Below are 23,019 nucleotides of genomic sequence, written 5' to 3'. Positions count from 1 at the left end.
GTAAAAATAAGCATATAAAAAAGTCCTACCATCTAGATTGCTCAAGATTGTAGGACTTCTTTGATTTTTGCGAAATATTGAATTTAAATTGCTTTATGCAATAACATCCATATTTTCTGAAAGTGTACCTATAAATTTTGTGATAGGTCCTTTTACCATCATTGCCATCATTGCATTAAACTCACCTTGAAAAAGGAGTTGCACTTCTGTTTTTGAGGCTTCTAGTTCTTTAATATCTGCAGTGAGCTCAAAAGGAATTTTGTCACTGGCAGCACCTAGTACTACTTTACTGTGTGGTATACCTTCTTTAAGATCTAATACAATCTCTGGCATTCCTTTAAGACCAAATAAGAAACGGGTATCGCTTATTTTTTCAAATTTGGTGTTTTCTGGCATTAATTTTTCAAAATTCTCAATGTTCATCAAGAAGTTGTATACCTCTTCTTGAGATTTATCTAAAGTTTTAACTGGGCTCTCTAAGTTCATTTAGCTTTTTTTAATTTGTATAATTATCCCCAGTTTGCTGGGTCTTTACGCCAGTTTTCTAAGGTTTCTTGCTGCGCTTCTGTTATGAAGTTTGTATCGCGAGCTTGTAATAATAGGTGCGAGTAATCACTTAATGTATTAAGTGCTACGCCAGCTTCTTCAAAATTTGTAGCGGCTGTGTCAAACCCATAAGTAAAGATGGCTAGCATCCCTTTTACATTCATATCAGAATTTTTAAGAGCTTCTACTGCCATAAGGCTACTCTTACCAGTGCTTATAAGATCTTCTATCACCACTACATTACTGTTAGGCTCTAGGTGACCTTCTATTTGATTTTTACGTCCGTGCTTTTTTGGTTCAGGGCGCACATAAGCAAAAGGTACATTAAGATAATCTGCAACAAGCATACCAATACCTATCGCTCCCGTAGCAACGCCTACTATCGCATCTGGCTTACCGTAGATAGACTCTACTTGTTTTGCCATCTCTTGATGTATGTAGTTACGTATTGCTGGGTACGACAGTGTGATACGGTTATCGCAATAAATGGGAGATTTCCAACCAGAAGCCCACGTAAAAGGAGTTTGCGGTTGTAGTTTTATTGCATTAATTTGCAAAAGCAATTCGGCAGTTTTTTTTGCCGTTTCTTTGTCTAAAATCATATTGCAAATGTATAAAGTTTTTGTCAATGATATTCCTATTATTCTATCTACCGAAAAGGTAATAGGTAAACAGTATAAGACGATTCCGATTAAGACGGTTAAGATTAAAAAATTAATCAAAAAACTATACAAGGGAGAACAGCTATACATCAATCTATATCACCCTAAAGAAGAAAAACTTCTTAAACATTTACGCAAGAAGCTTAAGCTCGTCATAGCGGGTGGTGGGCTTGTTTATAATGACAAAAAGGAAATTCTTTTTATACACCGCAACGGCAGGTGGGATCTCCCTAAAGGAAAGATAGAAAAGAAAGAGGGCATAGAAGAATGTGCCTTGAGAGAAGTAGAGGAGGAGACCGGTGTAAAAGGACTTACTATTAAGAGACCGCTTGAGATTACTTATCACGTTTTTAAACGTAACGGTAAATTTAGACTTAAAGAGACTTTCTGGTATGAGATGCATACTAGCTCTACAGAGGCTCTTGTACCACAAACTAAAGAGGGTATAAAAAAAGCAAAGTGGCTCAACTTTGAAAAAGCACAAAAAGCGCTTGATAAATCTTACGAAAATATCAAGCTTATCTTCCCGAGTACATATCTAGTTAAGCATCCTAACGATAGGGTAGCGTAGATGCGCTTTCTCATAGTTAGGTGATTTTTTATGAAGCCAGTCTAGCTGGGCATACCAGTTTTCGGCAAATTGCGGTTCTAGTGATTTTTTGAGGTTAAATTCAATTTGTAATTGTGGGTTACGTTTAAGCACTTCGAGTGCTTTGTCTTCCCACACATATGGTGAGAATCCTTCCTTTTGTTGCAATATGGTGTCAAAAAAGTTCCAGTTAAAGAAACTGTCTGTTGCCTCTGGCTCGAGGGTTTCTAGCAAGTAGCGTATTCCATCTTGATCTGTAGGCACGAGATAGCCACCCTTTGCCACAGTTACTTCTTGGCTCGTAGTTTTTACAGCTGTGTTGTAGTGTAAATAATGACCCTCGTAAGCACTCTTGCGAGTGTCATATGTGTCTATATGATATACTTCTCCCGTAAACGTAGTATCCCTTTTAAGCTGTTTGAACTTAATGTTGTTGTCCTTTAAAATGAGAGCAATGTCACGGTAGCCTCTAGGTATCACATATGCCTTAGGTATACGCACTTCCTTAGTAGGTTTAAAGTAATCGTAGTAGGTTACTTCCTTGGTAAAAGGCTTTGTTCTATCATATTTGAGGCGTTCTTTTCCTGTGATTTTACTTGGTATCATTTCTCCCTCGTAGCCTAAAAACTCTAAGGTTGTGGTTTTTGTTGTGTCTAGAGCAAATTGTACGGGATAAGTTTCCGCTTTCGCGAAAGCGTTAAAAGCCTCTGCACGTATTTTTTTAATCTGATCTCCGTTTTGAGCAGTGAGTTTTAATACACTTTTCATTAACTCATATGTACCTTCTACACGTGGTTTATATGGCTTGAGCATATGTGTCTCTACCATAAGGCCTATGGTGTTCCATAGTGATGTAAAGCCCGTTGAGTAACGAGGGTAGTCCATAAACTGGCTAAAACCTTTTTCTGGAACGCTATTAAAAACGTTTACATAAGGAGTGATTTCCCAGTCTTTACTCTTAAGATCTTCCTCAAGCATAGGCTGGAAGGTTTCGTGCACGTAGTTACCTAAAGCACCGCCTAGCTTATTGTGTTGTGTAAAAAGATGGGTCAGGGTGTACTGATAGTCTGCGCCATTACTCACGTGATTATCTATAAAAACGTCTGGAGATATCATATGATAGATTTCTGCAAAGGCTTGTGCGTTTTTTGTATCTCGCTTTATAAAATCGCGGTTGAGGTCGTAGTTTCTAGCATTACCTCTAAAACCATATTCTTTTGGCCCATTTTGATTTGTGCGTGATGTACTGTTACGATTAAGAGCGCCGCCTATATTGTATATGGCGATGGCACTTACCCAAGTATCTTCTGGAGCTTTTATCTTGCCTTGTGCGAGGTCACGCATAAGCATCATTGTTGCATCTATCCCATCTGACTCTCCCGGGTGAATGCCATTATTTATGAGAATACGGCGCACATCGGTATCATCAGAAAACTCACTATCAAAACTACGATTAGGATTAAAGGTGACTAGCGTGAGGGGCTTACCTGTATCTGTCATTCCTACTTCGTAGGTTTTTATAGATCTGTATGCCTTGTCAAGGTCTTGATAAAATGTGATCACCTCATCATAAGTAGGTGTTTCTGTACCACCGCTTTTTTCAAAGAGGGTTGTAAAGTCTTTATTATCTGGGTTGTCTTTGTGCTCTCCACAACTTAAACTAAGGATAGAGATGGCGATGAGTACGATACCTTTTTTCATATGGTGGTTGGATTGTGCTGTGAAGATACAAATTGACAAAAAAAAGGCCCCATCTTCTTTTTAAAAATGAGGCCTAAAGCAGGGAGATTGGTTAGTTGTTATTTTTTTACAACTCTTTTTACAAGTTGTGTTTGCCCTGCCGTTATGTGCATAAAATATACTCCAGCTTCATAATATCTGAGTGATATGTTTGTGTTTATACCGCTACTAGATAACTCTATACGCTCAACTATACGACCTCTTATATCTGTTATAACCATATAATCTAGTGGTGTATTACTCAAGTTCTTGAGAGTAATGTCTCCTCGCGTGGGGTTAGGGAAGAGTATGATGTCGCTTTCGCGTAAGCTTAAATCATCTACACTTAACGGGTTGTTTGTCACTGTGATTGTAAACTCACAGGTAACCATATTTCCATCTTCGTCAAAACCTGTAAGCGTTACCGGTACCTCTTGAGGAGCATCTATGATCGTGCCAGCAACAGGTTGTTGAGAGACATTTGTAAAGGTGCCGCCACCACAGTTATCTGTAAGTGATTCTATGTAGTTTTCTATCTCATAAAGGTCAAAGAGATCTGCCTCTACGGTAAAATCTTCTTGACAAGAGATGAGTCCAAAATCATCTGCATCTACAAGAACTGTCGCTTCACAAGTGGCAGTGTTTCCGTTTTGATCTGTAACGGTGAGTGTCACGATATTTTCTCCCACATCTGCACAACCAAATTCTGTTATGTCTAGACTAAGTGTTACCTCTCCACCACAGTTGTCTGTACTACCATTGTCTATCATATCTGGTGTTATACTAGCTGTACCAGTATCTTCATCAAGTATAACAACAATGCTTTGACAGATAGCTGTAGGTGGGGCCTCATCTACTATAGTGACATTTACTGTACAAGTGGCTACATTACCTTTTGCATCTGTAACGGTAATATTTACAACATTCTCGCCTAGATTAGAACAATCAAAAGTGTCTACGTTAAACTCAATATCTGAAGTAGGCGTACAGTTATCAGGAACTCCTAGAAGATCGTCATCTGGATCTGCAAAGCTTATCTCAAATCTCAATAGTTGTCCAACGTCACCTTGTGTATTATCACAAACAGACAGACTCCAGTTTCCGTTTATTTGTTCACCAGCAAAGGTATCTGCAAAGGTTCCTCCTTCTGGAGAATAAATTCCGTTTACAAGACCTGTTGTCATTGTGATGTCTTCTCCATCATCATCAAAGGTTGCATTTTCATAACCCTGTGCATTTCCGCCATTACCTGCAGAGAGTACAAGTTCTGTACCTTGTGGTGATGTAAGGGTTAAGTCTAGGTCACCTACAAAAGAGTGATCCAGATCTACAATGACCGTAGCAATGCGATAGGCGTCACCTATAGTGCCCTCAAGATCTACTGCTGCTGTAGAGGTGGTAGGTCCTCCGGCACAATTTGTACCTCCTGTACCCGTCATCGGGATACTTTCAGGCACTCCGTCACCAGTAAAAGGAATACCCTGTACAGGTACGAGGTTACCTATTACATCTTCTGGAGTAAGAATTGCGATACCATTTTCATCTAGTGAGATGGTTGCATCCATACATTCTGGCGTGGGTGCAGTAACATCTATTACTGTCACAATCGCTTCACAAGTAGTCGTATTACCAGCATTATCTGTAGCAGTTACTACTACCACATTTGGACCGGTGTTTGCACAGCCAAATTCTGATATGTCTAATTCTAAATTATCTATAAGACAAGTAGATGATGTATCTGCAAGTACATCTTCTGGTACAATAGTAACCATACCATTCTCATCAAGCTCAATAGTGATATCTTGACAAGTGATTTGCGGTATAATACTACTTGTAACCGTTACAATAGCCTCGCAGTTTGCCGTATTTCCATTCTCATCTGTAGCCGTGAGGGTAACCACGTTTTCTCCAAGATTTTCACACGTAAATGAATCAATATCTATACTTAAAGTTACTGGCGTACAGTTATCACTTGTGCCACCATCAATATCTTCTGGAGTTATGGTTGCCATTCCATTTTCATCTAGTGCTATCTCAATATTTTGACAAAACATTCTAGGTGCTAGATCATCAATAATTGTGATAGTGAAAGAACAAGTATCTAGGTTACCATTACCATCTTCTACAGTAAAGGTGTTAGTAGTGGTACCTACGGGGAATGGGTTACCGCTTGCAAAACCAGCAGTTTGTGTAACAGTACCACCGCCAACACAGTTCTCATTTGTAAATGGTCCTTCGTAAGAAATAATTGCCCCACAACCCGATGCCGCATCAGAAAATACAATTTCTGCAAAACCTGTATTTCCATCTCCATAATTAGATAGTACTTCCATACGGATTGTAGTTGCCGTAATAGGGGTAAATGTAAATATCTCTGGTGCGCTCGGTGCGTTTTCTTCCGCTTGCGCGAAAACTGTAGGCGCTCCCTCTACATCTATAAACGTACTACCATCTATACTATAAGAAATCAAAACATCTCTTATACCTGAAGTTCCATCTGGCCCCGGACCACCACCATTTTGATTCCAGAAAGAGAATCCGCTCACGGTTGTCTCTGCTCCTAAATCAAAATCAATTGTGCCAGTACTTCCTTCTCCTATCCAAGAATTTTCTGGAGTAGAAGGAGCGTGATCTGTAGTAAGGCTAGGAGAGGTGTTTAACCCCGTTCCGTCTATTGCATTTGTAATCGTACTGCCAAAGGCGCTATTATATGTTGTAGTAGCTCCCGTAGGTACGATAGGGTTAGAAATTTCAGATAGATTAATAACCAAATCTTCTGGACAGGTAATTTCTATCGGTTGGTTATTAACTACTGTTATTACAGCTTCACAAGTAGCAGTGAGACCTTGCTCATCTGTTACTGTTAGAATAACAGTGTTTTCACCTAAGTTATCACAAGTAAACTCAAACACATCTAGTTCATATGTTAGTTCTCCACAAACAGCAGTACTGCCTCCATCTACTAGTACTGGGTCTACAGTAATCATTCCTTCCTCATCTAGTTCTACAGTGATGTTTTGGCATACAGCTGTAGGTGCTATGTTGGTTTCGACAGTGACAATAGTTTCACAAGTCGAGCTATTTCCATTTGCATCTGTTACGGTGAGCACTACTATATTTTCCCCTAATTGCTCACAAGTAAATGTGTCAATATCTATTGCAGTAGCAATATCACCACAGTTATCAGAACTTCCATTGTCAATATCATCTGCGGTAATGGTTGCGATGCCATTTTCATCAAGCACAACAGTTATAGGTGCGCAAACAGCTCTTGGCGCTACATCATCTATAAGAGTGATTGTAAATGAGCAAGTCACCTCATTACCGTTAGTGTCAGTTGCTATAAATGAATTTGTAGTGGTGCCTAGCGGGAACGGACTACCACTTTCAAAACCAGCTGTTTGTTCTAAAGTACCGCCACCCAGACAATCAAGATTTTCAAAAGGACCATCGTAGTTTACAATAGCGCCACATCCATCTGTTACATCTGCAAAAGCGACCTCTGCTATTCCTGTATTACCATCGCCATAATTGCTTAGTACATCAAAGCGTATGTAGCGAGCTGCCACCTGAGTAAATGTAAATACCTCTGGACCTACAGGTTCTGAAGTAGTAACCTGAGCAAATACTGTAGGCGCTTCAGGAAGTACTGTATATGTCACGTTATCTAACGAATAGAGTATAGTAACATCTTGAATACCAGAAGACCCTTCTGCTCCAGGACCTCCACCGTTTAAATTCCATAGAGAGAATCCATTTATAATAGTTTCTTGTCCAAGATCAAAATCTATACTACCGCTCGATCCAGTACCTATAAAAGCATTACTAGGTGTCGAGGCTTCGTGATTTGCCATTAAGCTAGGAGACATCTCAAGACCAGTGCCATTAAAAGCATTTGCAAGCTCACTTCCAAATGCAGGGCTAAATGATGTCGTGCCATTAGAAACTTCTACAGGCATCAATACCTCAGAAAGATTAAGTACAATATCTTCTGGACACTCTATACTAAGCGGTTGAGTATTCTCTACAGTCACAATAGCTTCACAAGTCGTAAACTCGCCACTAGGGCTCGTTGCAGTAAGTAATACTATATTTTCACCTAGTTGCTCACAAGTAAAGGTGTCTTGATCTAGTGTAAGCTCAAAAGTGCCACAGTTTGAGAAGCTACCCCCATCTACTTGTTCTGGGGTGATGGTTGCCATTCCGTCTTCATCGAGTTGTACGGTAAGGTCCATACATACAGCAGTAGGAGGACTGTCACTTATGACAGTGACGATAGCCTCACAAGTAGCGGTAAGACCATTACTATCAGTTACGGTAAGTGTCACTGTATTTTCTCCTACATTATCGCAAGTAAAAGTATCTGTATCTATTGATAATGTAATATCACCACAGTTATCTGTACTGCCTCCATCTATATCTTCTGGTGTAATGCTGGCCGTACCATCTTCACCTATTTCTATAGTAATCGCTTGGCAAACAGCTCTTGGTGCTACATCATCTATAATGGTGATGTCAAAAGAGCACGTTTGTACGTTACCGGCACCGTCTGTAACTTCAAAAGTATTTGTGGTTGTTCCTAACGGGAACGGGCTTCCACTTGTAAAACCTTCGGTTTGTACAAGTTCACCACCTCCAGCACAGAGTGCATTTGTAAATGGTCCTTCGTAAGTGACTATTGCCCCACAACCTGACGGAGTATCGGCAAAGACTATTTCCGCGAAAGCGGTATTACCATCTCCATAATTGCTCATCACCTCCATACGAATCACGGTAGCAGCAATTTGATCAAACGTAAATAGCTCTGGCGCAGATGGCTCACTTGTCGTTACCTGAGCAAACGTAGTAGGAGCACCCGGTATGGCAGTAAATGTTGTGCCATCTGTAGAGTAGAGCATTGTTACCTCTTGTATGCCAGAAGTGCCATTTGCACCAGGACCACCACCATTTTGATTCCAGAAAGAAAAGCCACTTAAAAGTGTCTCTCCTCCCAGGTTAAAATCAATTGTACCAGAAGTTCCTGAGCCTATAAAAGAATTACTAGGCGTGGTAGCCTCGTGGTTTGCTGTAGTACTAGTTGTGGTACTTAATCCCGTTCCGTTTGTAGCATTTGCTATATCACTACCAAAGGCAGGGCTAAAGCTCGTTGACGTACTACTTATGGTGACAGGTTCTAGTACTTCAGATAAGTTTAGAATGAGGTCTTCTGGGCACGTAATGGTTACTGGTTCGTTATTAACTACAGTTACAATAGCCTCACACGTTGAGGTATTGCCTTGAGGATCTGTTACTGTAAGTACAACGGTGTTTTCGCCTAGATTCTCACAGGTAAACTCTGTAATATCTGCTTCATAGGTAAGTGGTCCACATACAAAAGTGCTTCCTCCATCTAGTAAGGCAGGGTCTAATATACCTACACCAGTAGCATCAAGTTCTAGTGTGATGTTTTGACAAACTGCAACAGGTATATTAGGATTTTCAATAGTCACAATTGCTTCACAAGTAGAAATTAATCCATTACTGTCTGTAACGGTTAGGGTTACTATATTCTCTCCTACATTCTCACAACCAAATTTATCTATGTCTATAGCAATGCTCACATCACCACAATTATCTGTACTACCTCCATCTACATCTGCCGCCTCTATAGTTGCAGAGCCTGTTTCATCTAATTGTATCGTGATATCTTGACACACTGCTCTTGGAGCTACATCATCTATCACCGTAATATCAAAAGAACAGCTAAGAGTGGTGCCATTTGTATCAGTCACCTCAAAGATATTTGTGGTTGTACCTAGTGGAAAAATACTGCCGCTAGTAAAACCTGCCGTCTGTACAAGCTCTCCACCACCTAGACAATCTACATTTGTAAAAGGACCTTCATATACAATTGCTGCACCACAACCTACCGTGGTGTCTGCAAAAGCAATTTCTGCAAATCCAGTATTACTATCACCATAATTGCTTAATACTTCAAAGCGTATAACAGTAGCTGCTATTTGTGTAAAGTTAAATGTCTCTGGAGCTACATCTTGTGATGATAACGCTTGCGCGAAAACTGCCGGCGCTCCATCTACCGGAACAAAGGTTGTCCCATCTACCGAATAAGAAATGCTTACATCTTGAATTCCTGAAGAGCCATTTGCACCTGGCCCACCGCCGTTAAGGTTCCAAAAAGAAAAACCAGTTATTGTCCTTTCGGTGCCCAGATCAAAATCTATAGTTCCCGTTGTGCCCGCTCCTATAAAGGCATTGTCTGTTGTAGTTCCATCGTGAGTGGCAGTAAGACTTGGTGAAGTCGCAAGACCAAGGCCGTTAATGGTATTCTGTATACTACTACCAAAGGCTGAATTAAAACTTGTCGTTACATTAGTAGGTATAACTGGCTCTAGCACTTCAGAAAGATTTATGACAATATCTTCTGGGCACGACAGATTAAGTGGCTGGTTATTTTCTATGGTTACAATTGCCTCACAAGTAGTGCTATTTCCAGACGCATCTGTTGCTGTAAGCGTTACTATATTTTCGCCTAGGTCATCACAGGTAAAAGTTGTTATGTCTGCAGAAAGGGTAAATGTTCCACACCCTGCAAAGCTTCCTCCATCTATTTGTTCTGGGGTAAGCGTCGCTATACCATCTGCATCTAAAAGTAGAGTGATATCTTGACAAACAGCAGTAGGAGCATCACTTCCTACAATAGTTACAATAGATTCACAAGAAGATGATAGGCCGTTACTATCTGTAACTGTTAAGGTCACAATGTTTTCTCCTACATTATCACAGGTAAATGTATCTGTGTTTATTGACAATGTAATGTCACCACAGTTATCTGTACTGCCTCCATCTATATCTTCAGGAGTAATTGTTATAGAACCAGTTTCGTCTACTTCTAAGGTTATGTTTTGGCATACAGCTCTTGGCGCAACATCGTCTATTATAGTGATATCAAAAGAGCACGTTTGTACGTTTCCTGCGCCGTCTGTTACTTCAAAAGTATTTGTGGTTGTTCCTAGCGGAAATGGACTTCCACTCGCAAAACCTTCGGTTTGTACAAGTTCACCACCTCCTGTGCAGAGCGCATTTGTAAATGGTCCTTCGTAGGTGACAATTGCTCCGCAGCCTGACGAAATATCGGCAAAGACTATTTCCGCGAAAGCGGTATTACTATCTCCATAATTACTCGTCACTTCCATACGTATTACCGTAGCCGCTATCTGATCAAAAGTAAAAATCTCTGGTGCCGAAAAATCATTATCTGTGATTTGTGAAAAAATAGATGGAGCACCAGGTATAGGGATGAAGTTTGTTCCATCTGTGCTATAAGAAAAGACAACATTTTGAACACCAGAAGAACCATTTGCACCGGGACCACCACCATTTTGATTCCAAAATGATAGTCCGCTTACCAGAGTCTCACTACCAAAGTTAAAATCTAAAGTTCCAGTAGTACCGGTTCCTATAAAAGAGTTGCTCGGAGTTGTAGGTTCGTGTGTAGCTGTAGTACTTGGCGAGACGGTGAGCCCCGTACCGTTTGTAGCATTTGAAAGTTCACTGCCAAAGGCAGCCGTAAAAGTTGTAGTAGTACTTGTAATCGCTATAGGTTCTAACGCCTCAGAAAGATTAAGAATAATATCATCTGGGCAAGTTATGGTTACCGGTTCATTATTTACTACGGTAACTATCGCCTCACAGGTTGAGGTATTCCCTTGAGGATCTGTAATTGTTAGAACGACGGTGTTTTCACCTAAGTTTTCACAGGTAAATTCTGTGATATCTGCTTCATAAGTAAGTGGTCCACAAACAAAAGTGCTTCCTCCATCTAGTAGTACAGGATCTAAAATTGCTATGCCCGTAGCATCTAGTTCTACAGTTATGTTTTGACAGATAGCCTCTGGTATATTTAGATTTTCTACTGTTACAATTGCCTCACAAAAGGAGGTATTTCCATTACCATCAGTTGCAGTAAGGGTTACTATATTTTCGCCCACATTTACACAGCCAAATTTGTCTATATCTATAGACAGTGTGACATCAGTACAGTTATCTGCCGTTCCGCCGTCTATATCTGAGGCAAGTATAGAAGCACTACCCGTTTCATCGAGTTGTATAGTAATATCCTGACATACCACATCTGGAGCAACATCATCTGTTATTGTCACATCAAAAGAGCAGGTGATTATGTTACCAGCACCATCATCTACCTCAAAAGTATTAGTAGTAGTACCCAGTGGGAAAGCACTTCCCGATGCAAATCCAGCAGTCTGAGTAAGTGTGCTTCCTGGGAAACATTCTTGATTTGTAAACGGACCTTCATAAGTAATCACTGCGCCACATCCCGAGGTAGTGTCTGAGAAAGCAATTTCTGCAAAGGCAGTATTCCCATCTCCATAATTAGATTGTACTTCAATGCGTATTGTCGACGCCATTACGGGTGTCCAGTTAAATATTTCTGGTGCGGCAGCAGCATTTGGTATCACTTGCGTGAAGGAAGTAGGCGCTCCAGGAATAGGTGTAAAGTCTGTTCCGTTTGTTGATGATGAGATAATCACATTTTGAATACCCGAAGTTCCATCTGCCCCTGGACCTCCTCCATTTTGATTCCAAAAGGCAAGTCCAGAAACGGTTGTCACAGCACCAAGAGAAAAATCTATGGTTCCAGTAGTTCCTTCACCTATCCACGAGTTAGTATTACTCGATGGTGCGTGCTCACTTTCCAAAGAAGGGAAAGCCTCAAGCCCTGTACCGTCAAAGGTGTTATTGAGACTTGTACCAAATGCCGTAGTAAAACTAGTAGAAGCCGAATTAGGAATGATAGGCGTAGCGACTTCAGATAAGTTAATGTTTATATCTGCCGGACAAGTAATTACGAGCGGCTCATTATTTTCTACGGTAACAATTGCGGTACAGGTATCTGTATTACCAGAAGCATCTGTTACGGTAAGCGTTACAGTGTTATCCCCCAGATTCTCACAGGTAAATTCTTGAACATCTAGCGATAATTCTACGGCGCTACCACACGTAGACCCCGAGCCATTATCAATGTCTGCAGGAGTGATGCTTGCCATACCATCCACAAGCTGTATAGTGATATCTTGACAAACGGCCACCGGTAGTTCATTAGAAGTAACCGTAACCATTGCCTCACAAGAAGCGCTGTTTCCATTTACATCTGTTGCTGTAAGCGTCACAGTAACTGGCGTACCTACATCTGCACAAGTAAATGTATCTTGATCAATGCTCAAGGTTACATCTCCACAATTATCTGTAGTGCCATTATCAATATCGGCTGCTGTGATTACAAAGTTTCCTGTCTCATCAAGTACCACTTCGATATCCTGACATACCACATCTGGAGCGACATCATCTGTTATTGTCACATCAAAAGAGCAGGTGATTATGTTACCAGCACCATCATCTACCTCAAAAGTATTAGTAGTAGTACCCAGTGGGAAAGCACTTCCCGATGCAAATCCAGCAGTCTGAGTAAGTGTGCTTCCTGGGAAACATTCTTGATTTGTAAACGGACCTTCATAAGTAATCACTGCACCACATCCCGAGGTAGTGTCTGAGAAAGCAATTTCTGCAAAAGCAGTATTCCCATCTCCATAATTAGATTGTACTTCAATGCGTATTGTCGATGCCATTACTGGCGTCCAGTTAAATATTTCTGGTGCGGCAGCGGCATTTGGTATCACTTGCGTGAAAGAAGTAGGCGCCCCAGGAATAGGTGTAAAATCTGTTCCGTTTGTTGATGATGAGATAATCACATTTTGAATACCCGAAGTTCCATTTGCCCCTGGACCTCCACCATTTTGATTCCAAAAGGCAAGTCCAGAAACGGTTGTCACACCACCTAGAGAAAAATCTATAGTTCCAGTAGTTCCTTCACCTATCCACGAGTTGGTATTACTCGATGGTGCGTGCTCACTTTCCAAAGATGGGAAAGCCTCAAGCCCTGTACCGTCAAAGGTGTTATTGAGACTTGAGCCAAATGCCGTCGTAAAACTAGTAGAAGCCGAGTTAGGAATGATAGGCGTAGCGACCTCAGATAAGTTAATGTTTATATCTGCCGGACAAGTAATTACGAGCGGCTCATTATTTTCTACGATAACAATTGCGGTACAGGTATCTGTATTACCAGAAGCATCTGTCACGGTAAGCGTTACAGTGTTATCCCCAAGATTCTCACAGGTAAATTCTTGAACATCTAGCGATAATTCTACGGCAGTACCACACGTAGATCCCGAGCCATTATCAATGTCTGCAGGAGTGATACTTGCCATACCATCCACAAGCTGGATAGTGATATCTTGACAAACGGCCACCGGTAGTTCATTAGAAGTAACCGTTACAATCGCCTCACAAGAAGCGCTGTTTCCATTTACATCTGTTGCTGTAAGCGTTACAGTAACTGGCGTACCCACATCTGCACAAGTAAATGTATCTTGATCAATACTCAAGGTTACATCTCCACAATTATCTGTAGTACCATTATCAATATCTGCAGCTGTGATGATAGCATTACCTGTTCCGTCTAGAAGAACCTCAATGTTTTGGCATAATACATCTGGTGCTACATTATCGGTAATAACAATATCAAATGAGCAGGTTTGCGTTCCGCCACTGCCATCTGTAACTTCAAAGGTATTTGTGGTTGTTCCTACTGGGAAAGCACTTCCGCTAGGTAATCCTGCTGTTTGTGTTACTTCACCACCACCATTACAGGCAGCATTAGAAAATGGCGTTACATAAGCTACTAGTGCACCACAACCTGGTGTATCATCAGAAAATGCTATTTCCGCGAAAGCGGTATTACCATCTCCATAATTTGATTGTACTTCTATGCGAATGCTAGAAGCAATGATAGGTGTAAAGTTAAAGACCTCTGGGGCCACAGGACCATCTCCAGTTACTTGTGCAAATACTGCTGGTGCTCCAGGGATAGGTGTAAAGTCTGTTCCATTTGTTGATGATGAGATAATGACATTTTGAATACCTGAAGTTCCTGAAGCACCAGGACCTCCGTTGTTTTGATTCCAAAAAGAAAAGCCACTTACGGTCTGACTACCACCTAGATTAAAAGTGATTGTGCCAGAGGTTCCTTCACCTATCCACGAGTTTGTAACTCCAGAAGAACTGTGGTCAGAATTAAGATCTGGAAAAGTGGTAAGTCCATTACCATTAAAAGTATTATTAAGACTCGACCCAAAAGCAGTGGTAAAACTAGTACTAGCAGATGAGGGTATGATGGGTGTAGCCACTTCAGAAAGATTAAGGGTAATATCTGCTGGACAGGTGATGGTTGTAATACTGTTACTCTCCACCGTAACGATTGCTTCACAACTTGCTGTATTACCTTGATCATCTGTAACTGTAAGTGTAACGGTGTTAACTCCTAAATTTTCACAATTAAATTCTGTGATGTCTGCACTTAGTATAGGAGCTCCACAAGCTACAGTGCTACCATTATCAATATCTGCAGCTACAATGGTTGCTACTCCTGTATCATCAAGGCTTATTGTAATATCTTGACATACTACGGTGGGTACTACAGTATTTTCTACTGTGACAATAGCCTCACAGGTAGCACTATTACCATTGTCATCTGTTATGGTTAGTATTACTGTATTTTCTCCTAGGTCTGCACAAGTAAAATCTGTTATGTCTAAGGTTGGGGTTGCCGTACCACAGTTATCTGTAGAGCCATTGTTTATTTCTTCAGGAGTGATGGTAACAGAGCCCGTTGGATCTAGTTGTACCGTAATATCTTGACAAATAGCGATAGGAGCCACATCATCTATAATGGTAATATCAAAAGAGCAAGTTGCTGTATTTCCGTTTCCATCATCTACAATAAAGGTGTTTGTAGTTGTACCTATGGGGAAAGGATTTCCACTAGCAAATCCTGTTGTTTGAGTAACGGTGGCTGCCACACAATTTGTAGCTACTATAGGTGCATCATAGGTGATGACTGCTCCGCAACCATCAGTAATACTAGAAAAAATGATTTCTCCCAGACCAGTGTTGCCATCTCCATAATTAGATAATACCTCTATACGTATAGTCGAGGCATCAATAGGTTCAAAAGTAAATTCTTGCACTGCAGCGTTATCACTGGCTACTACCTGTGCAAAAGTTGCAGGAGCTCCTGCAATAGGTGTAAAATCTGTCCCATTTGTAGAAGCACTTATAATAACATCCTGTATACCAGATGAGCCTGAGGCACCAGGGCCACCTGCATTTTGATTCCAAATGTAGATTCCATTTATGCGCTCTGTACCACCTAAACTATATTCTATAATACCACTAGTCCCACCACCTATAAAGGAGTTTGCAGGCACTGTAGCGTCGTGAGTTGCAGTAAAACTTGGAAATTCTGATAAGCCACTACCGTTAAAGGTATTGTTAAGCGAACTGTCAAAAACAGTTGTGAAGGATGTAGAGGCAGAGACAGGTGTAACCGTCGTGACATTTTCTGAAAGATTAAGTATGATATCTGCAGGGCAAGTAATATCAAGTGCTCCTGCTTCTACAGTTACCGTTGTAGTACACGTATCTGTATTTCCTGCAGCATCTGTTATGGTGAGCGTTACCGTATTATCGCCTATGTTAGAACAGTCAAAGTTGGTTATGTCAAGTGATAATACAGCGTCTGGACAATTGTCAGCAGAGGGTGTAACGGTATCATCCACATCTGCTGTGGTAATACTTGCAAGGCCATCCTCATCTAACGTAATTGTAAATGGAGCAATACAGTTTGCCACTGGCGCTTCATTGTCTGTTACTGTAACTGTAAAGGTACAAGTCGCCACCCCATCTGGATCGCCAGTAGCCTCAAAGGTTACTGTAGTATCTCCCACAGGAAAGAAGTCTCCAGATGCTGGTCCTTCTATTTGTGTAACCGTAAATGTTGCCGTTCCATCCGGATCGTTTGGAGTAGGCGTGGCAAATGTGACATTTGCACCGCATAGTCCAGCATCATTTATTTGTGTAATAGGTGCAACAGGACAGTCTGTAAAAGTCGGTGCGGTTTGCGCAATGGCAGTCGAAAAGATACCACATACCAAGAGTATGCGTATCGCAGTAGTAATTTGTTTCATATTAATCCCCCAATTAATGAAGACTAAATGTATGCACTATAAGTGGTTTGTATAAAGTGAGTTAAGTCAGAAATTTCCGTCAGAAATCGCGTCAATCTACACGGGTAAATGCCCTATGTGTCTCATTTAAAATAATTGAGGGTATGTACGCTTTCGCGAAAGCGTAATTCTTCCCACATTACGCACTAAGTACGTCTACAAGGCATATTTATGAAGGTAGCTCACACCACTTTCTATTAGACATAAAAAACTTGCGGTTATAGCTTATTGCCCCTTTGGTCCATACGTATCATACAATTTGAGGTGATAATCGCCGTACACTTTACCGAAATGAGATGCGTGGCCACTGTTTTGATAAACAAATAATTAGTCGCTTTTTAAGTGATGTAATCTAGCTTTTAGAAAAAAGGAGTGTATTGTAATACTCTAAAATCTATAGTGTTAAAGTCAGGATTTTCTGCCTTTAGTTTTTTATAAAGCGCTAGGCTTCCCACAGCTCTATTTGCGGCGCCCGAGGGTGCTGTGAGTGATACCGTTTTAATAGTGCGACCTTCCCAGTCAAAGTTGTGTACTCTAGGTACTACATTGCTTACAACCTTAAGGCGCACCTGTTTTTCTTTACAAGCTTTCCTAAAGAAATACTCAGGACCGTTTTTACTGTTTCCGCCGGTAAATAATAGGGTATCTACTTGTGTATGTTTAGAGAGATAACCGAAGATATCGCGCAGCGTGATGTTACTCATCCCTATGTCTGAGGCATCTACTTTTTGTCTCTCTGAAGAGGCGACAATGTCACAAATACCTATGTTTCTAGATTTTAAAAACGCTTTGCGCTGGCCTATGGCCTCTGCCGTGTTTTCAAATTTGAGGTTGAGGTTAAAAATCTTATCGAGTATAGGCCACAATTGCCCGTCTATACTACCGTAACTAAAATCTACATCACCCGGTTTTAAATCACCCGTTGTAAAGCGTGGTGGGGGTAAGGTACCCACTATCAGCTTGGTTGCTTTTTCCAGATTAAAAGGTGGGTAGGGATGTATATGCTTAAAAGGTCTTGACATATGCTCGTAAAGTTCGTAAATTGAAAGGAAACAATAGCATTATGGGACGCGGAGATAAAAAATCACGACGAGGCAAGATAAGTAGAGGCACCTTTGGCGCACGTCGCCGAAAGAAAGGACGTAAAAAAGCTAAAGAAGCCGCAAAAATGGAGAAGGTTTAACCTTTTGCTTTTAGTCTTTTTAAAATGCGTAGCTGTTTTTTGTCTACCTTTTTTCTAGGCATATTCCCAGAACAGAGACCAGTTGTATGCGCATTTTTATCATCTACAAGCTGTGGAAATCTATCATTAAAATGCGAACTAGCTCTTGTATACAATAAGTAAGTCAAACCTTCACTAAATGCATAGCCACAGCTACTCCCAGAAGCTTCTGAAAGTATCTCAATCGTGCTTTTAGAAAAAGAGCCCTTGTACTGCTTGATAATTTCAAAGGTATAACGCACGGGATCTGCACTACTGCGCTTGCGTGCTTTATTAAGTACTTCTTTCTTGATAAGATTACCACTAAAAACGACATCGGCGCGTTCGTACTTTTCTGTAATTTCTTCTTTTTTTGAAATCCTCGGATCTTTTGCACAGGTACAAGCAATTGCTGGCACACTAGTGAGAACAAACAGCGCTATGATTAGTGATCTTAGCATCGATTACCTTGTAAATACAAATTCATTTTTATCTTCATTAGACTCTTCTGCACTGTAGGCGTAGCCGTCGTAATCAAAACCTTTGAGACCGTCTATTGTGTTTACATCCTTATCGATAATATAACGCACCATCGAGCCACGGGCTTTTTTTGCAAAGAATGAAATAATCTTGAGTTTCCCGTTTTTAAAATCTTTAAAGATAGGTGTGATTACGGGTACTTTGAGCTGCTTAGGTTTTATAGATTTAAAGTACTCTTGACTCGCAAGGTTTACAAAAAGCTCATCATCTTTAAGTTCTTTATTAAGCGATTCGGTAAGGGTGTCTCCCCAAAACTCGTATAAATTTTTATTACTGGAGTACTCCAGTTTTGTACCCATCTCAAGGCGGTATGCCTGCATTAAATCTAGTGGTCGCAAGATCCCGTACATTCCACTTAAAATACGTAAAGTGTCTTGAAGTTTGTCAAGCTTTTCTGTGGGTAGGGTATAGGCATCAAGCCCCGTGTATACATCACCATCAAAGGTGTACACGGCAGGTCTCGCATTCTTTTTTGTAAATGGAGTGGTAAAATCTTGGTATCGCTGGTAGTTTAAGTCTGCAAGCTTCTCACTGATGTGCATCAGGTCTTGAATCTCTTTTTTTGTCGTATTAGAAAGCTTGTTGTTAAGCTTTTCTGCTTGCTCTAAAAACTGCGGCTGTGTAGCACGCGTAGTAGGTAGCTTATCTTCAAAATTAAGTGACTTTGCTGGTGATACAACGATTTTCATAGGTGTTTTTCTTTTGTATCAAAGTTAGCAATTATGTCTTATAATTAAGTGCTTGGCTATTGTTTTTGGTTATGGTGGGATTGATAGTTTAATGTGGTGTTTGATTTATAAAGATGTAAGATTTAATAATACCAAATGTTCAACATCCCTCTAAATCTCCCTTCAAAGGGAGACTTCTAGCTCTTTCCCTTTGAAGGGAAGGTTGAGGTAGGTGTTGAATGGCATTTAGGTATTAATTCAAAAACTTACTTAAGCATCATAAAACAAAAAAGCAACCCCAAAAGGAGTTGCTGCTTGTTGTTATGAGTAAGCTTTCGCGAAAGCGTAAAAAAACCTTACTGCTCTTTGCTGTGTACGGCATAGGCGCGCCACTTTTCTATACAGCCCGCCATATCTTCTGGTACGGGAGTTTCAAAACGTTTGTACTCGCCTGTGGTGGGGTGTACAAAACCTAGTGTTTTTGCGTGTAGTGCCTGGCGTGGTAATATTTTAAAACAATTCTCTACAAACTGCTTGTACTTTGTAAAAGAGGTTCCTTTTAATATTGCATTACCACCGTAACGCTCATCATTAAAAAGGGTGTGACCTATGTACTTCATATGCACACGTATCTGGTGTGTGCGTCCAGTCTCTAGCTTGCAAGCCACCTGAGTTACATATCCTAGGCGCTCTAGTACTTTGTAGTGTGTAACGGCTGGTTTCCCTTGCTCCTCCTCATCATCTTTAAAAACGGTGTTCTGTAGGCGGTTTTTAGGGTGACGGCCTATGTTACCTTCTATCGTACCCTCATCATCTACCACGTTACCCCATACGATGGCCACATACTCACGCTCTGTCGTTTTATTAAAAAACTGCTTTGAGAGGTGGGTCATCGCGTGCTCCGTCTTTGCTACCACTAGAAGACCACTGGTGTCTTTATCTATACGGTGCACAAGCCCTGGGCGCTCACTAGAGTTGTTAGGTAGATTATCTATGTGGTGTATAAGTGCATTAATCAAGGTGCCAGAGTAGTTACCGTGACCTGGGTGCACGACCATACCGGCAGGCTTGTTTACTACGAGAAGATCATCATCTTCATAAATAATATCTAGTGGGATATCTTCTGGAGTGAGTAAAAACTCGTGTGGCGGGTGCTCAAACATCGCGCGTACCACATCTCCTGCTTTTACCTTGTAATTTTGTTTTACAACTTTGTTGTTTACTTGTATGCTACCATTTTTGGCAGCCTTTTGTATTTTATTACGTGTAGCATTTTCTACAAAGTTCATTAAGAACTTATCTACGCGTAGCGGTTCTTGACCTTTACTGGCAGTAAAGCTATAATGCTCATATAGCTCATCGTCTTGAGGTTCTGGACCTATGGGTTGTTCTTCGTTCATTGTTTAATTATCGTCAGATGCGTTATTAGAAATAGCATCTCGGTAATCTCCTTTACCATTACCTAGTACGAGGTCTATCACAGATGTTTTTTCTAAGCGATCTCCTGCTTTTACTTTTTTTCCTTTGTGTCTTAGGTCTCTTACCTCGTCTTCACCTATCCAGTCTACGTAGGTGATTTTTCCTATTTTAAAACCTAGCGCTTTAAGTGTAGGCTCTGCCTGGCGGCGTGTTTTTCCCACAATAGGAGGGATGGTCATTTTTTGATAACCAGAAGGGTTAAGCACTAGGTATATCTGTCTGTTTTCTTTTACAAATTTTCCAGCGTTAGGCTCTTGATCAATCACAGAGTACTTAGGGTAATCTGGGTTAAAGTTTGCACTGTCTATAATAAAGTAGCGCAGCTCTGCATTTTCTAGTTCTTGACTCACTAGGTCTAGTGTCATCCCTTTTACATTAGGCACTGCGATGCGCTCATCGTGATTTGTGGTACTACCTAACCACCATCTGGTAATAAAAATTAAGGCAATTACAATAATGATGGCAAGGGCGATTTGTTTTACAAATGCTTTGCTTACTAGAAATTTTACAAAACTCATAAATGGGATGTGGTTAGAGGTGCAAATATATAAAATTGACAGCCTATTTGGCGTAGGTATGATTATACCTATTTTTACAATGTACGTTAATGAGGCAGATTTAGTTGTCTCCTTTAAAATTTTCACGAAAGTGCAGAAAAGAAATATCGCCGTTTTAATGGGTGGCTACAGTAGCGAGTATGAAATATCGCTTAACAGTGGTGCCACCGTAGTTGCTTATTTAGATAAAGAAAAATTCCAAGTTTATGCCGTGCACATCCTTGCCGAAGGATGGTTTTGTGTGGTAGATGGTGAGCGATTTACGATAGATAAAGGTGACTTTAGCTTTAAGGACGCTTCCGCGAAAAAGGTAACTTTTGACGCCTGCTACAATACCATACACGGAACGCCGGGCGAGGACGGAAAACTACAAGCCTACCTAGAATTGCTAGGAATCCCACAGACAAGTTGTGGTTTTTATGAGAGTGCAATGACGTTTAATAAGCGTGACACACTAAGCGTATTGAGTTCATATGGCGTGCCAATGGCAGCATCTGTATATGTAAATAAGGGCGATGAGATTGATATGTCTTTTAAAAATCTGCTTGCTATAAAAGTGGGCTATCCTTGTTTTGTAAAGCCTAACCGCGCAGGTTCTAGTTATGGAGTGAGTAAGGTGTACAAAGAGGGTGATCTTATAGCGGCGCTAGATAATGCGTTTAAGGAAGATAATCAGGTATTGATTGAATCATTTTTGAGCGGGACAGAAGTATCTGTAGGGGTGTATGATTTTGGCAATGGGGCAGAGGTGCTTCCAGTTTGTGAGATTGTACCAGATGGGGACTTCTTTAGTCTAGAAGCAAAGTACTCTGGAAAATCACAAGAGATTGTGCCAGCAAGACTAGATGAGCGTGAGACGGCAGATGTGCAGGGACTTACAAAGGGTATTTATGAATTGCTGGGTCTTAAGGGGATTTGCCGCATAGATTTTATCTTTCACGAGGGTAAACCACATTTTGTAGAGGTAAATACTAATCCTGGATTGTCAAAGGAAAGTATCATCCCAAGAGAGTTTAAAGCAGCTGGATTATCACTTACAGAAGTGTTTGGGAAAGCTATAGAAACTTGTATTAAAGCACAGAAGTAATAGCGTATCTAGCTAACACATAGAATAGAACATTAAGATTAAGATTATGAAAAGAAAGGCAGTATTTCCGGGGAGTTTTGATCCCATTACACTTGGGCATTACGATATAATAGAACGTGGTCTTACGCTCTTTGACGAGATAATACTTGCTATAGGTGTCAACTCAGATAAAAAATATATGTTCTCTCTAGAGCAGCGCAAGCAGTTTCTAGAAGATACGTTTAAAGATGAGCCACGCATTAAAGTAATGACCTATAAAGGTCTTACTATAGACTTTTGTAAGGAGCAAGAAAGCGAGTTCATTTTAAGAGGACTGCGTAATCCTGGAGATTTTGAGTTTGAAAAGGCAATCGCCCATACTAACAGAAAATTATCTGGTATCGAGACCGTATTCTTACTTACAAGTTCTGGTAAGAGCTATATATCTTCTTCCATAGTACGTGATGTAATACGTAACGGTGGTGACTGCTCTGGTCTAGTACCAGATGTGGTTGAGCCTTGCGCAAATAAGATCTGGAAAGAGATACAAGCAAAAGCAAAATAAAGCTCAAAACCTTTATCCATAAAAAAGCCGCCCACTGGGCGGCTTTTACCATTTATATATATATAATCTAAAACCTAATTACTTTTTATTCTGCTGTTCTTTGATGGTCTTTTTGTCGATATCAAAGTCATTTGTAGTTTGATTTATATTTCCCGTTGGATTGGTCGGGTTAGTTTGCTCTACTTTTCTTTCAAATTTACGTTCCATAATCTTTTTCATTTTTAAGTTGATATAAAGATAAAAATCACGGTTGTTAATTCGTCTTAAAGGCTTGTTAGTCTTAGGTTA

Annotated in this window: 14 protein-coding genes; 4 read left to right on the top strand and 10 right to left on the bottom strand. The window is 40.5% G+C overall.

Going from position 1 to position 23,019, the window contains the following annotated elements; all coding sequences use genetic code 11:
- Positions 1-93: 93 nt before the first annotated feature.
- Together ABVM49_RS00780 and pyrE are read right to left on the bottom strand one after the other, a co-directional pair.
- Positions 94-486: an orotate phosphoribosyltransferase gene (locus tag ABVM49_RS00780; protein ID WP_038599884.1), complete on the bottom strand. Its 393-nt coding sequence runs from the start codon at positions 484-486 to the stop codon at positions 94-96.
- A gap of 23 nt (positions 487-509) precedes the next feature.
- Complete coding sequence (gene pyrE, locus ABVM49_RS00775; RefSeq protein WP_035327849.1) at positions 510-1,148, bottom strand: orotate phosphoribosyltransferase; 639 nt, start codon at positions 1,146-1,148, stop codon at positions 510-512.
- A gap of 7 nt (positions 1,149-1,155) precedes the next feature.
- On the opposite strand from pyrE, the gene ABVM49_RS00770 reads away from it, so the two are divergent.
- Positions 1,156-1,779, top strand: a complete 624-nt coding sequence (locus ABVM49_RS00770) for an NUDIX hydrolase (protein ID WP_038599887.1) — start codon at positions 1,156-1,158, stop codon at positions 1,777-1,779.
- On the opposite strand, the gene ABVM49_RS00765 is transcribed toward ABVM49_RS00770, so the two are convergent.
- The 3 genes from ABVM49_RS00765 to ABVM49_RS00755 form a co-directional block, all read right to left on the bottom strand.
- Positions 1,747-3,498 carry a M14 family metallopeptidase gene (locus ABVM49_RS00765; protein ID WP_405202625.1) on the bottom strand — a complete coding sequence of 584 codons (1,752 nt, stop codon included), beginning with the start codon at positions 3,496-3,498 and terminating at the stop codon, positions 1,747-1,749. The two genes, ABVM49_RS00770 and ABVM49_RS00765, sit on opposite strands and share 33 nt — an antisense overlap.
- Positions 3,499-3,596: 98 nt before the next feature.
- Positions 3,597-16,616, bottom strand: coding sequence for an HYR domain-containing protein (locus ABVM49_RS00760; protein WP_405202624.1), 13,020 nt, complete (start codon positions 16,614-16,616; stop codon positions 3,597-3,599).
- A 398-nt stretch (positions 16,617-17,014) separates the two neighbouring features.
- Positions 17,015-17,677 carry a uracil-DNA glycosylase family protein gene (locus tag ABVM49_RS00755; RefSeq protein WP_405202623.1) on the bottom strand — a complete coding sequence of 221 codons (663 nt, stop codon included), beginning with the start codon at positions 17,675-17,677 and terminating at the stop codon, positions 17,015-17,017.
- A 41-nt stretch (positions 17,678-17,718) separates the two neighbouring features.
- Between ABVM49_RS00755 and ABVM49_RS00750 the strand changes: the two genes are divergently transcribed.
- Complete coding sequence (locus ABVM49_RS00750) at positions 17,719-17,838, top strand: 30S ribosomal protein THX (protein WP_035327856.1); 120 nt, start codon at positions 17,719-17,721, stop codon at positions 17,836-17,838.
- Here ABVM49_RS00750 and ABVM49_RS00745 read toward each other — a convergent pair.
- From ABVM49_RS00745 to ABVM49_RS00730, 4 genes are all read right to left on the bottom strand, one after another.
- Positions 17,835-18,317: a hypothetical protein gene (locus tag ABVM49_RS00745; RefSeq protein ID WP_405202622.1), complete on the bottom strand. Its 483-nt coding sequence runs from the start codon at positions 18,315-18,317 to the stop codon at positions 17,835-17,837. The genes ABVM49_RS00750 and ABVM49_RS00745 overlap by 4 nt on opposite strands.
- Positions 18,318-18,320: 3 nt before the next feature.
- Positions 18,321-19,085 carry a peroxide stress protein YaaA gene (gene yaaA / locus ABVM49_RS00740; protein WP_405202621.1) on the bottom strand — a complete coding sequence of 255 codons (765 nt, stop codon included), beginning with the start codon at positions 19,083-19,085 and terminating at the stop codon, positions 18,321-18,323.
- A 335-nt stretch (positions 19,086-19,420) separates the two neighbouring features.
- Positions 19,421-20,464, bottom strand: a complete 1,044-nt coding sequence (locus ABVM49_RS00735; RefSeq protein ID WP_038599909.1) for an RluA family pseudouridine synthase — start codon at positions 20,462-20,464, stop codon at positions 19,421-19,423.
- A gap of 3 nt (positions 20,465-20,467) precedes the next feature.
- On the bottom strand, positions 20,468-21,061 hold the full coding sequence (locus ABVM49_RS00730; protein WP_035327865.1) for a PASTA domain-containing protein: 594 nt from the start codon (positions 21,059-21,061) through the stop codon (positions 20,468-20,470).
- A 79-nt stretch (positions 21,062-21,140) separates the two neighbouring features.
- Here ABVM49_RS00730 and ABVM49_RS00725 point away from each other — a divergent pair, with 79 nt between their 5' ends.
- Both ABVM49_RS00725 and coaD read left to right on the top strand, forming a co-directional pair.
- Entirely contained in the window at positions 21,141-22,187 is a 1,047-nt protein-coding gene (locus ABVM49_RS00725; protein ID WP_405203643.1) for a D-alanine--D-alanine ligase, read from the top strand.
- Positions 22,188-22,233: 46 nt separating this feature from the next.
- Complete coding sequence (gene coaD / locus ABVM49_RS00720; protein ID WP_375253482.1) at positions 22,234-22,731, top strand: pantetheine-phosphate adenylyltransferase; 498 nt, start codon at positions 22,234-22,236, stop codon at positions 22,729-22,731.
- Positions 22,732-22,809: 78 nt separating this feature from the next.
- Here coaD and ABVM49_RS00715 read toward each other — a convergent pair whose 3' ends face one another.
- Positions 22,810-22,938, bottom strand: a complete 129-nt coding sequence (locus ABVM49_RS00715) for a hypothetical protein (RefSeq protein WP_262485440.1) — start codon at positions 22,936-22,938, stop codon at positions 22,810-22,812.
- Between the last annotated feature and the right edge of the window lie 81 nt (positions 22,939-23,019).

Origin of the sequence: Dokdonia sp. LLG6352-1, from assembly GCF_045055815.1 — a bacterium.
Classification (GTDB): Bacteria; Bacteroidota; Bacteroidia; order Flavobacteriales; family Flavobacteriaceae; genus Dokdonia; species Dokdonia donghaensis.
Note: the sequence above shows the minus strand (reverse complement) of the source record. Positions and strands in the feature narration are given on the sequence as shown.